Genomic DNA, 12,749 nt, shown 5'->3' with positions numbered 1-12,749 from the left:
AAAGGTGATGTTAATCTCATGGCGTTGTCATCGAAGATTTACACTGGATAAAAAAACACTAAAAATGGTAGCTAACTAACTGTTTATAAATTAGTTATTATCAGGAGGTCTCACTGTGAAAAATTGGATTACACTTTAGTCTATGAAGTGGCCCCAGCATGAACAATTGTGCTATGAATGCTAATAATTGACGACAAATTTTAGTGATTAATCGCGTTTTAGCGGCTGATAGCAATACATCAGAATAGTGACATTCTGGAGAGTAGATAAACAAAAAAGGCTATTTCACGTTATCGCGTAATAGCCTTAATAAAAGTCACCTCAACGCAACAAAATAAACGCGTATAAAATTGAATAATAAGTGATTATTTTTTACTTTCCCATGGCGTTTTGGCGTTCATGTCGGACAGATCATAAGGCGTTAACTGATAGACATAATAATTAAGCCAATTGCTGATCAATAAACTGCCATGACTATGCCAACGCACGATAGGATCTTGGTTTGGATCGTCTTGACGATAATAATTTTGTGGAATATCAGGATTAAGATCTAGGCCTTTATCGCGCACATACTCGTCATTCAAGGTATCTTTTTGATACTCAGGATGACCCATAACAAACACATTACGATTATCGCGACTAAGAACAATATAGGCTCCAGCGTCATCAGACTCTGCCAACACGTCTAAATCAGGATGTTGGCGAACTTGTTCAATATCCATTTCGGCGAAGCGAGAATGTGGCGCAAAAAATTCATCATCAAAACCTCGCAATAATGGATGTGGATCGCTGGTGCGACGATGATTAAACACCCCCGAACGTTTAGTGGCCAATAACTTACGTTCTAAATTGTAAAGATGATAGAAACCCGCATGAGCAGCCCAGCACAGAAATAATACTGATGTCACATGCTGCTGCGACCAATCAATGATCTCGCGAATATGGTCCCAATAGACCACATCTTTAAAGTCAATTTGGCCTAAAGGCGCGCCAGTAATAATCAAGCCATCGTAATTGTTGTGCTTGATCTCTTCAAAATCACGATAAAAAGTATTCATGTGATCCACAGAAGTGTGCTTTGACTCTTTATCATGGATGCGTAATAAATCAACCCCGACTTGCAATGGCGTATTACCCAATAAGCGCAATAACTGGGTTTCAGTTTCAATTTTATTGGGCATTAAATTCAAGATTAATACCCGCATTGGACGAATGTCTTGGTTAGCTGCACGGGTTTCAGACATCACAAAGATATTTTCTGACTCTAAAATACCTGCTGCTGGCAGGTTATCTGGAATTCTAACCGGCATACTGATTACCTTTTGTGTGAAGAAAATAAATTATCTTGTGTATTTAGCCATAATGATGAATTTGTCATATCGACCATATCGCACTATCACTGCCACAGATAGAGCATGCCGAGTTGATAAGCGTATTTAGCCGTGGGTGAGTCACCGCTTAAGATCACAAAATCACCATAAATATTCGCCTAAAATAACACCTAGATATTCTCAGGACTGTCAGCACATTACCATTGAAAATAATGTCTTACTTAGCGCTAAGGCGATGGATACGCTTTGACAGCCCATTATTGTCATCTAACTGACCACTCATTGTTAGTCGCTTTCATCATACACAAGGATGTCTAGAAGTCTACACGTCTTTAGTTGAAATATTTTCTCGCTTGTTATCAATAGCCGATATTCCTATTATAAGACACCACATTACGATGATGCTGACTATGTTAACAACCACGCCTACCGCAACGGCAATGATTATTGGGGCGACTTCGCAATTAAGCCAAGCGCTTGCACGACAGTTATCGGAACAAAATGTATCCCTAGTGCTTTTTGTGCCAGATCCTGATGTATTAACCGATTTTTGTCGAACCTTACCAGGGGAAGTGAGCATTTACCCGTTAAGTATTTTTGAGCCTGAAACCTTAATTAAGCAACTCACTTCTGCATGGGAGCTGCACAATGGTGCTCATCTAGTGATCGTCAATACGGGTGTGAATCATTACGACGCGGCACTACCTTGGCCGATTGAACAAGATATTGTTGATATCAATGTCAGAGGATTTGCCGCCATCAGTAACTGTGTGTTTAAGTTGATGTGTCAACAAGGTTATGGACAACTGGCGGCGATTAACTCAATAGCGGGCCAACGTGGTGGTCCAAATGTGGCTTATCATGCCTCTAAAGCGTTTGCCGCTAATTATCTGCAAGGTTTGTGCATGCATGCACAACGATTAAAATTACCTATTACGATTAGTGATATCCAGCTTGGCTTATATGATAAAGCGATGTTTCTCAATACGCGCTTTTTATTGTCGCCGATAGACAAGGTCGCCAAACAAATATTAACCGCCCTAATAAAAGGTAAACGCCGAGTGTATGTCACTAAACGCTGGCGTTTTGTGGCGTGGATTAATCGCTTATTACCTGAATATATTTACAACACCCGCCATTGGAAACCGCGTAAAAAATCTTAACAAACAACACCAACAAAAACAGGAACCCTTAGGTTCCTGTTTCGTTATCACTGCCATTATCGCAGAGGTATTCTAAGTAACGTGAACGACTTAAAACGTATAACCCACGCTGACCATGTAAACCCAAGGGTCAATATCGGTATCAACCACAACATGATCGGCACCCATATCAAAGCTCACATCAGTAGAAATTTGTGCATACCAAACTGACGCGTTAACTAACCATTTTTTGTCAATTTGATAATCAAGACCAACTTGAGCCGCAAGTCCCCAAGAATTCGATAAGCTTAAATTTTCTAAGCCAAGATCTTTCGCATCTTGAGTAAATTCATTGTCATAGAAATTAGTAAAGTTAACGCCTAAACCCACATATGGACGCAAAGCTGACTGTGAATCACCAAAGTAGTATTGTGCGACTAGTGTTGGCGGCAATTGCTTTGAGTCTGCAATTTTACCTAATGCGCCCAGTGAAACATCGTGGCTAAAAGGCGATGCTGCAAGTAATTCAATACCGACATTATCAGTTAACATATAACCAAAGTTTAGCCCTAACTGAACATCATTATCGACACTAAATTCAGCAACATTTGCCACAACTGGGCTTGACTCATTTGGAGCAACCATCGCCACACCGGCACGGACAATAATATCTCCAGCTTGATGGGCCGCAGCACTAAATGACAGACCGGCAGATAATAAAGACACGGCAACTAAACTTAGGGTAATTTTCTTATTCATTTTTAACACTCCTTGGCAATGACAACTAGATGCAGTTGAGTGCATCCTCAACATTTGCCAACAACCTACATAAGTAATCTATGAGTAACATTGACATAGATCAACAAAAGCATAATACCCCTTTAGAGATAACAACTTAATTGAGTTAGCTTGATTTAGATCACATATCAAACTGAGTAAATCAGACTGTTAAGCGCATATTGAGAAAATATGAGAGGTCACAAAGAGCATTATTTAGAGCTTAGAAATGGCTCAGTAATCATGGTTAATTTAGGGTACTGGAGTAGCCATTTCTTTTGAATGACTCTAGATTTAAACACACTGATGTCGCGTTTAGGATTAGCATGTAAACTCAGAGAAAAAAGGCAGGCTAATCCAAAAACAGCGTCCACTTTAATCTCATAGTCATGGGCCAATACTGTTGCAGAATTAGAGCCTGTAAAAGGCATTTTTTGATTAATATGGGCAGCGACAGCAGGACTGGTATTGACTAACTTAACCCCGACTGCTGTCTGTTTTTCAGGCCAATAAGACATGGCGTCAAGACATGATAAATAAGCAGGATCGTTATCTCTGAGATGCATTCTGGCTTGATTTTTCACTGACCATGGCAAATCGGCTTGCTGCCTTAGTTTGGCTTCAATCGCACGATCACGCTCTACAGATACATCACTATCACACCAGTAAATCACGTCGATATCATTTAATGCTTGTGACCTAATATGATGTAATTTATCCCATACCAAATTACGTACAAAGCCGGCAGCAATATACCAATCGCCAATATTGAAATGATTTAACACTTCACAGCATACTTGCAAGGCATTTAGACGCTGAGCATCTTGTTGCAACCATGTCGATAACTGCGCCTGTAACGCATCAGCCCCTAGTCGTTGCAACTCATTACTCACACAGGGTTCTTTAGCTGGCGTCATGTTGCTGCTCTGGTGCAGCGTCAGCAAATGCACCTAATAGCTGGCACTCATGCCAAATCCTGACAATATTGGGGTACGCGGCCAGCTCTAAGTTAAAGCGTTTGGCATTATACACTTGGGGGATCAAACAAATATCAGCCAGCGAAGGCGTATCCCCAAAACAGAAGCGTCCAGAATATTGACTTAGTTGCACTTCCAGTGCAGTAAAACCAACATGGATCCAATGATGATACCAACGCATTTTATCGGCTTCAGACACGCCCATTTCGTTGACTAAATATTGTAATACTCGCAAATTGTCTAAAGGGTGAATTTCACACGCAATGGCCTGAGCCATACTACGTACAATGGCACGATCTTCAATATTGCTTGGCAGTAGACGATGATCTGGATACTTATCTTCAAGATACTCAATAATGGCCAGTGATTGCGACAATGTCAGCTCACCCTGCTCGCCGCTATCAACAAAGGCTGGCACTAAATGCTGTGGATTTAATTGATGAAAACTGGCACTGTGTTGCTCACCGCCATTATTAACTAAATGCACCGAAATATGTTCTGCGGATAACTGCTTTAAGTTTAATGCTATACGAACCCGATAAGCCGCACTTGAGCGCCAATAACCATAGAGCTTCATGTCAATTTCCTTATTTTTATTTTATTTTGCCTAACAAAAAGGCAATAACGACTGAACGCTATTGCCTTAATTATGTCGGTTTACATTACCCTAATAATCTTAGGCTTTGTACTCAACCACTTTTTGATCGATAGAACCAAAAATACTCACACCGTTTTCATCAAACATTTCGATACGTACCGTATCGCCAAAGTGCATAAAAGGTGTTGAGGCTTTACCATCAGCGATAATTTCAAGCATGCGCTTTTCAGCCAAACAGCTTGAGCCAGCACTGCGGTCATAGTTTGAAATGGTGCCAGAACCAATAATCGCACCGCTACCTAATGGGCGTGTTTTAGCCACATGTGATACTAACTGACTAAAGTTAAAAGTCATGTCCACGCCCGCATTAGGACGCCCAAACAACTCACCATTTAAATGTGTTACTAGGGGTAAATGCACCTTACTGTCTTGCCACTTATCACCTAATTCATCAGGGGTAATCGCAATGGGTGAAAACGCACTTGATGGCTTTGATTGGAAAAAGCCAAAGCCTTTGACTAACTCGCCAGGGATTAAATTACGCAGTGATACATCGTTAACCAACATCAATAGTTTGATGTGCTTAGCGGCATCTTCGCTGCTAACACCCATGGCGACATCATCAGTGATAATGGCAATTTCAGATTCAAAATCAATACCAAATTCTTCACTGGCCATTTCGATATCAGCTTTAGGCGCAATAAAACTGTCTGAGCCACCTTGATACACCAGAGGGTCGGTCCAAAAAGATGCCGGCATTTCAGCGCCACGCGCTTTGCGAACCAATTCAACGTGATTGACATAAGCACTGCCATCGGCCCATTGATAAGCTCGTGGTAAAGGTGATAAGCAACGACTTTCATCAAAATCTGCCGCATTATCCATATGCCCAGCGTTTAACGCTTCATATAACTCATTCAATTGTGGGTAAAGCAGATCCCAAGCATCTAATAATTGCTGCATAGTATGTGCAATAGCAGGTACGGCGACGGTTTTGCTCAAATCTTTACTGACTAACATCAATTGGCCGTCGCGACGTCCGTTGTGATAACTTGCAAGTTTCATTATTGCTCCTAAATACTGGGTGAGCGCAGCGGATTATCCACACTACACGCTCAATTTGACGATACAAATAACCGATCACGGCAGAAAAACCTATAGCGTGAGCTCAATCACATTTTGTTGGTGCTCACGGCTATTTGTAAATTATTCGTTACATTAATATAAACGCACCGCAAATACTGATTTACAGCGTTTATGTGACTAAAATGCCAGCAAAATACTGGCATTAAATCGTTACATCACTTTTTCTTACTAATATTATAATCGCGTAATTTATTAGCAATTGCGGTATGTGACACCCCAAGTTTCTTAGCCAACTGTCGTGTACTTGGATACGCAGGATACAATCGACGCAATAAACCCGCTTCGTATTCTTTCATGGCTTCATCCAAGGTGCCTTCAAACTCTTCGTCGAAGTAACCAAAACCTTCGGCATAGGATGGTAATTTGAGTTGTTCAACGGTCAGCTCTGTCGAACCATCCCACATGGATACCGCCCTAAAAATGGCATTTTTCAATTGACGCACATTACCTGGCCACGCATAAGTAAACAGATAGTCGCGGCAAGTTGCCGAGATCCGTCTTAATGGACTCGATAACTGCTGACTATAATGTTCTAAGAACATTTCGGTTAATGGCAGCACATCGACTCGGCGCTCACGCAGGGATGGCATGTGGTAACTTAATACATGAATACGGTAATATAAATCTTCTCTAAACTCACCCGCCTGGCAGAGCTCAGCTAAATGTTTTTGGGTTGAGCAAATAATACGCACATCTGCGCGAACTTCTTCATCACCACCAATGCGTCTAAAGGTACCGTCTTGAAGTAAACGCAGTAATTTAACTTGCGCCGCTTTGGACATTTCGGCAATTTCATCCAGAAATACCGTCCCGCCTTTGGCTTCTTCAAATAACCCGCGTTTTACAACGGTGCCATTGCTGACAAAACCAAATAATTCTTCTTCTGCGACGCTGTCTGGCAGTGCAGCACAATTAATCGCAATAAACGGATGCTCGCGGCGCATACTGGCATCATGACTAGCACGCGCCATGAGCTCTTTACCCGTCCCCGTTTCACCGGTTATCAGCAAAGGCGCATCGAGCTGTGCCATGCGCTTAGCTTGCTTGAGTATGTCTTTCATTTTATCGCTAACCGCTAATACATTATCAAAACCTGTGGTTTGATTTTGCAGCGCGTTAAATTGTTTACCGACTCTAGCAGGTGATTTGAGCGAAATAACGGCACCCGCTAAAATGGTTTTGTCATCATCGTCAGGTAAATAAATGGGTAGCATTTCGGCCAAATACTCGTTCGAGTTAATTTGCACTCGAGTAGCTTGAGCCAATACAGGTATTTCACTCATCCAACGGGCAAAGTTAAACCCCTGAACCCAATGGTTAAGTGACTCCCCTACCACTTCATGTTCTGCCATACCGAGCGTCAATAAGGCCGATTCATTAGCGATGCGCACTCGCCCTTTAGCGTCAGTTGAAAACACTGAGTCGGGTAAGGTTTTAAGTAAGGTTTTAAGGGCATAATGCTCTTGTTCTGACGGCATAAAAGACACGGTACGGACGTCATGTACACTTTCAACCTTACGAATTTGCGGCATTAACTCTCGTAATGTTTCAAAACTGATCTCAGCAAATTGCAGGAATAAGAACCCCTTGTTACTGGCATCAATTGCGATTAAGTTAATTCCATGTTTTTCGAGCACGACGAGGATGTCTTTCGCTAAACCCACGCGATCAATACAGCTGACTTCCAAACGCATAATGTAACGATTCCCTATTTATTGAAGTTTTATTGCGGAAATTTGGCATAACGTTAGAGGGATATTGCTTCGGTGGCAAGTGAAGTTTACAGTAGAATTGTAACAGAGCGATTATTTCAGCACATTACGTTAACGTAATGTGCTGAAATCGATGACGATAATTACGCGTCTAACAACTGGTCTGTCTTGGCAGCCATGATAAAATCGTTTTTGTGTAAACCTTTAATTGAGTGTGACCACCAAGTGACCGTGACCTTGCCCCATTCGGTTAATATTCCAGGATGATGACCTTCAGATTCGGCTAAATCAGCTAACTTATTGGTAAACACCATGGCCAGCTTAAAGTTTTTAAATTTATAAACCCGCTCAAGTTGCATAATACCGTCACGAACTTCAACGCCCCAATCGGGGATCATACCGACAAGTTCAGCCAACTCAGCATCACTCACTTTAGGGGCATCTGCTTGGCATGCTTCACACTTCATCTCGGTTAATGCGTTCATTTTTACTCCTAGGCTTAATTATAATAATGTCTAACTTGCATACTGATGAGAAAAAAACCTCTATTCAGTAGCAGTAAATCGATTAAATTGCTTTGATTTTAGGGGCGAACTTAGGCTCAAACATGCCTAATTGGCGGGCCTTGGTTACCATACTCATAATGTCCATACGGGCAATTTCATCTAAATAATCAATATGGTTAATCACGTAATAGATAGGCTGCATAATATCGATACGATAAGGAGTACGCAGCACATCAAGTAAGTCAAAAGGTTTACGTTCTGGCTCATCACTTAACGAATAAAGCGTTTCACCAGGAGAGCTCAAAATACCACCACCGTAAATGGCTAATGGCTCATTTTTCGCTTGTACCAAACCAAATTCAATAGTGAACCAATATAGCCGCGCAAGAAACACTCGCTCTTCTTTGGATGCCGCAAGTCCTAACTGGCCATACATATGCGAAAAATGTGCAAATGATGGATTAGTCAACAATGGACAATGACCAAATATTTCATGAAATATATCAGGCTCTTGCAGGTAATCAAACTCTTCTTTGCTACGTATAAACGTCGCTACTGGAAACTCTTTATTGGCCAGTAACTCAAAAAAACGCCCAAATGAAATTAATACTGGTACCGCTGCGGTTTTCCAACCCGTAGCATCTAATAACACTTTATCGATTTCGGGTAACTGCGGAATACGGTCACTCGACATGCCTAAAGCATCGAGTCCTTGCAGATAAGCATTACAAGCTTTCCCCGGCATATTCGTCACTTGGCGCTGATACAATTGTTGCCATAATTGATTCTCATGCTCAGAATAATCAATGTAACCCTGGGCATCAGGTTGATGGGCAATATACTTTGTTGCTGTACTCATAGGTTCCACTTTACGTCAACTTCACTCCCTACATAGTGTGCTAACGTTGACGTTTTGTTAACTCCCTCACAGTTTATTTCATGCGGTTATGTTGCTTTAATCGTAAACAAATAAATACAAACGAGCTATGAGCCCCATGAGTAGGCTAAGGTTTTATCACCATAAATGAACACATTACAGCAAGACTTAACCCAAGTTAATTTAGCGCGCCATCGATAATTTAACTGACGATAGAGCTGGGATAATTTACAATATCATTCACACATGACTCATTAATTCATAGGATGATTTATTTATGGCAATTTTAGTAACCGGTGGCGCCGGCTATATTGGTACCCACACAGTCGTTGAGCTATTAAATGCCGGACAGGAAGTGATCATTGTTGATAATTTATCAAATTCAAGTGTTGAAGCCCTAGCCCGTGTTCATACTATTACTGGTAAGGATGTCACTTTTTATCAAGGCGATATTTTAAATAAAGCTTTGCTACAAAAAGTATTTGTAGACCATAGCATTGAGTCTGTTATTCATTTTGCAGGCTTAAAAGCCGTCGGTGAATCAGTCGCCGAACCATTAAAGTATTATGAAAACAACGTGACTGGCACGATTATTTTATGCCAAGTCATGGCCGAAAATAACGTTAAAAACTTAGTCTTTAGTTCATCCGCCACGGTTTATGGCGATCCAGCGAGTCTGCCCATTAAAGAAGATTTCCCAACGGGCGCGACCAATCCATATGGTCAGTCAAAATTGATGGTTGAATATATTTTAGCCGACTTGTACAACTCAGATAACAGCTGGAATATTGCTCGACTACGTTACTTCAATCCTGTTGGAGCTCACGAAAGCGGCTTAATTGGTGAAGATCCTAACGACATTCCGAATAACTTGATGCCGTTTATTGCCCAAGTTGCTGTCGGTAAACGCGAAAAATTAAGCGTGTTTGGCGATGATTACGACACACCAGATGGCACAGGTGTTCGCGATTATATTCATGTTGTTGATTTAGCTGTGGGTCACTTACAAGCGCTTAAAAAGCTGCAAACAAAACCTGGATTGGTGACTTATAATCTCGGTACGGGTATCGGTTACAGTGTGTTAGACATGGTCAAAGCATTTGAAACAGCTTGTGGTAAAACCATTGCTTATCAAATCAGTCCACGCCGTCCTGGTGACATTGCCGCTTGTTATGCCGATCCGAGTTTTGCCGCAACAGAACTTAACTGGCATGCAACTCATACCGTTGAAGATATGGCCAATAGCAGTTGGAAATGGCAATCACATAACCCTGATGGTTATAAAATGCCTAGCGCTTAACAATTTTTAGCTGCAGCGAATGCTAATATCAGGGTGTGTTAATCTTTCAAAGTAAATTTTGCGGCTGTGTGGTGATGTTATACCAGGCGGAGCTAATTCATGTAGCGACTTAACATGAATTAGCGATAACCCAGTAGAAACAAGCCACAATCCGCCCCAAAATTGCGATTAAACGCCCTTGTTAGCACAGGTTTTAGCTCGAAGCCATTTTTAGCCTGATAGAGCGACAAACCCTAGCGCCAGCTAATGCGTTTACGTCCAATTAGGATAGCCATGAGCCAAAGTATTAATCAAAGTCGGCGTAATCTATTTAGTCGCAGAAAATCCAATGTCACCCGCCCGCCATGGAGCAAAACAGATCAAGAATTTACTGACAATTGCACCCGCTGTGACAAGTGTATTACCGCCTGCGAAACCCAAATAATTAAACGCGGTGAAGGTGGGTTTCCTGAAATAGATTTTAATCTTGGTGAATGTACTTTTTGCCAGCTTTGCGTTGATGTGTGCCCAGAGCCGGTGTTCGATCTCGCCCAGTCCTTACCCTGGTCAATTCGCGCCAGCATAAAAGACAGCTGCTTAACCTATGAAGGTGTTTGGTGCCAGAGTTGTAAAGATGCCTGCGATCCACGCGCAATTAGCTTTATCATGGCAGTAGGACAAGTGCCTAAACCCTTGATAGATACTGATGCCTGTACGGGTTGTGGTGCTTGTGTATCTCCCTGCCCTTCTAATGCCATACAGATTGGCAAACCGAGCTAATTTATCAAATACGGTATGTTAATCAGTTAGCAATATAGCGAGCGATTTTGGTGTTATTTATTTGCCTTTAACGCTATATTATCAGCCAAAATATAGCCATAAGAGCACTGAGATGTTTGGTCAAAAACAAGCTGCAAATCCGCTGAGTTTTATCGCCCCAGAATGTCACTTAACCGGCAAACTTATTTTCAGCGGTGATGTACTCATTGCGGGGCATATCAACGGCGATATTAAAGCACAAGGCAATGTGACGATTGAACCCAATGGCACAGTCGATGGTGATATTTTGTGCCGAAACTTAATGATTGCAGGCCAACTAACAGGTAAAGCACACTGTAAAAAAATGACCCTGCATGAGCAAGGTATTTTTGAAGGGGATGCGTATTGTGAAAACATCGAAATTTTAGACGGTGGCCAGTTTTTAGGTTATCGCCACGTAGAACCATTGACTCTGATTTCATCAAAAAGCTAATTTGAGCTTTTTGTCAGCGTTTTTCCTGCCTTATAACGCGGACAATTGTCATCGATATTTAACCAGCTAACCTGCTCATCAGTGTGTATATGGTAAGTTGGCTGCACTTTTTGTGGTAGATCAAGCGATGCAATCGATAATGTTATGTACTGCGGATAATCCAGATGTCGGTAAGTCAGTGAGCAACCACAGTGTTGACAAAAACCCCGACGAATATCCTTTGATGAAGCAAACTCTGTGACTTGCCCTTTTAGCCATTGAACTTGTTCATAACAAAATCCATCCAGCTCATCATCACCGCACCGGCACTTTTTCGACATTGACTGCAGTGGCAGTGATCGGCATCAAATGGCAAACCATTAACTTGATAACAGATGGCGCCACATAAACACCCTCCTTGTAATAGCTCAAGCTGTGCCATGTTACCTCCTAGAAGATCACCACATCCTTTAATAATGGCTTATTCATCACTATTGATTAGTACTTGTCGCTGCCATTGACGCAACAAAGCGACAAACTCTTTGGGCTCTCGATCTAAACTGTCAATGGATAGGTACACATGGTAACCAAGCTGCTCATTCAAGGTTTGGCAACGATGACCGAACATCGCTAGAACACCACGATAACGTTCACCGTTAACCACTAGCGGGGTAAATTCTGCACCTAAGTAACCTTCTAAACTTTGTAAATCCTCATCTTGAGTGGCAGCGGTCATCAAAAGTGGCCGCTGTTCGGTTAGTAATCCGGTAGCCAAACGCGGTGAAATACAATCTAATATGGGATTAATCTTTTTAAGTTTGACGCCAATATAAGGCAGTTCAATCATCTCCATATTTTGATTTACCCGCACGCTATCAAGCCGCTGAATATTATGCCATTCAATAAATACCTGACCACGACGATGAAAAAATACCACTCCTGTAGGCATTAGTTTGAAGCTGACCGCTGGCTGATACACTTTAGCGACACCTAACACCAGTGCGACTGAGCCTAAGGCAAAACACAACATACCGGGCACAAAAAAGCCTTTAAGCCCAATAAAAATAATCAAGCTAGTCACTAAACTTAACGCGCCAACAACTGTAAGCGTGATGCCATTTCGCTTAGCATAAGGACTAATTAACATGTGCTCATCACTCACAATAGTGTCCT

13 protein-coding genes and 1 pseudogene are annotated in these 12,749 nt (G+C 41.7%); 4 read left to right on the top strand and 10 right to left on the bottom strand.

What is annotated here, in order from left to right; all coding sequences use genetic code 11:
• Nucleotides 1-365: 365 nt before the first annotated feature.
• Nucleotides 366-1,310 carry a homoserine O-succinyltransferase gene (gene metA, locus H5185_RS00235; RefSeq protein WP_182698857.1) on the bottom strand — a complete coding sequence of 315 codons (945 nt, stop codon included), beginning with the start codon at nt 1,308-1,310 and terminating at the stop codon, nt 366-368.
• A 431-nt stretch (nt 1,311-1,741) separates the two neighbouring features.
• Between metA and H5185_RS00230 the strand changes: the two genes are divergently transcribed.
• Nucleotides 1,742-2,494, top strand: coding sequence for an SDR family oxidoreductase (locus H5185_RS00230; protein ID WP_182741028.1), 753 nt, complete (start codon nt 1,742-1,744; stop codon nt 2,492-2,494).
• Between the two features lie 90 nt (nt 2,495-2,584).
• On the opposite strand, the gene ompW is transcribed toward H5185_RS00230, so the two are convergent.
• The 7 genes from ompW to phhA form a co-directional block, all read right to left on the bottom strand.
• Nucleotides 2,585-3,232, bottom strand: coding sequence for an outer membrane protein OmpW (gene ompW / locus H5185_RS00225; protein ID WP_124016219.1), 648 nt, complete (start codon nt 3,230-3,232; stop codon nt 2,585-2,587).
• A 230-nt stretch (nt 3,233-3,462) separates the two neighbouring features.
• Nucleotides 3,463-4,143, bottom strand: a complete 681-nt coding sequence (locus tag H5185_RS00220; protein ID WP_310741651.1) for a nucleotidyltransferase family protein — start codon at nt 4,141-4,143, stop codon at nt 3,463-3,465.
• 10 nt (nt 4,144-4,153) lie between these two features.
• On the bottom strand, nt 4,154-4,804 hold the full coding sequence (gene maiA / locus H5185_RS00215) for a maleylacetoacetate isomerase (protein ID WP_182741026.1): 651 nt from the start codon (nt 4,802-4,804) through the stop codon (nt 4,154-4,156).
• Nucleotides 4,805-4,903: 99 nt separating this feature from the next.
• Nucleotides 4,904-5,890 (bottom strand): fumarylacetoacetate hydrolase family protein, encoded by a 987-nt coding sequence (locus H5185_RS00210; RefSeq protein WP_182741025.1) that lies wholly within the window; start codon nt 5,888-5,890, stop codon nt 4,904-4,906.
• 236 nt (nt 5,891-6,126) lie between these two features.
• Nucleotides 6,127-7,665: a transcriptional regulator TyrR gene (gene tyrR, locus H5185_RS00205; RefSeq protein WP_182698861.1), complete on the bottom strand. Its 1,539-nt coding sequence runs from the start codon at nt 7,663-7,665 to the stop codon at nt 6,127-6,129.
• A gap of 161 nt (nt 7,666-7,826) precedes the next feature.
• A complete protein-coding gene (locus tag H5185_RS00200; protein WP_124016224.1) occupies nt 7,827-8,168 on the bottom strand; it encodes a 4a-hydroxytetrahydrobiopterin dehydratase in 342 nt (113 codons plus the stop codon).
• An 82-nt stretch (nt 8,169-8,250) separates the two neighbouring features.
• Entirely contained in the window at nt 8,251-9,048 is a 798-nt protein-coding gene (phhA, locus tag H5185_RS00195) for a phenylalanine 4-monooxygenase (RefSeq protein WP_182741024.1), read from the bottom strand.
• 295 nt (nt 9,049-9,343) lie between these two features.
• Between phhA and galE the strand changes: the two genes are divergently transcribed.
• From galE to H5185_RS00180, 3 genes are all read left to right on the top strand, one after another.
• Nucleotides 9,344-10,366 (top strand): UDP-glucose 4-epimerase GalE, encoded by a 1,023-nt coding sequence (galE, locus tag H5185_RS00190; RefSeq protein WP_124016226.1) that lies wholly within the window; start codon nt 9,344-9,346, stop codon nt 10,364-10,366.
• A 273-nt stretch (nt 10,367-10,639) separates the two neighbouring features.
• Complete coding sequence (gene napF, locus H5185_RS00185; protein WP_124016227.1) at nt 10,640-11,125, top strand: ferredoxin-type protein NapF; 486 nt, start codon at nt 10,640-10,642, stop codon at nt 11,123-11,125.
• Between the two features lie 112 nt (nt 11,126-11,237).
• The gene (locus H5185_RS00180; protein ID WP_124016228.1) at nt 11,238-11,597 is read left to right on the top strand and encodes a polymer-forming cytoskeletal protein; all 360 of its coding nucleotides are present in this window, start codon (nt 11,238-11,240) and stop codon (nt 11,595-11,597) included.
• Here the strand turns inward: H5185_RS00180 and H5185_RS00175 are convergent.
• Together H5185_RS00175 and H5185_RS00170 are read right to left on the bottom strand one after the other, a co-directional pair.
• Nucleotides 11,594-12,018, bottom strand: a pseudogene (locus H5185_RS00175) (GFA family protein). The gene H5185_RS00180 and the pseudogene H5185_RS00175 overlap by 4 nt on opposite strands.
• A 39-nt stretch (nt 12,019-12,057) precedes the next feature.
• Complete coding sequence (locus tag H5185_RS00170; protein WP_310741653.1) at nt 12,058-12,741, bottom strand: DUF2982 domain-containing protein; 684 nt, start codon at nt 12,739-12,741, stop codon at nt 12,058-12,060.
• Between the last annotated feature and the right edge of the window lie 8 nt (nt 12,742-12,749).

Source organism: Shewanella sp. SG44-6 (assembly GCF_014164185.1).
Classification (GTDB): Bacteria; Pseudomonadota; Gammaproteobacteria; order Enterobacterales; family Shewanellaceae; genus Shewanella; species Shewanella vesiculosa.
Note: the sequence above shows the minus strand (reverse complement) of the source record. Positions and strands in the feature narration are given on the sequence as shown.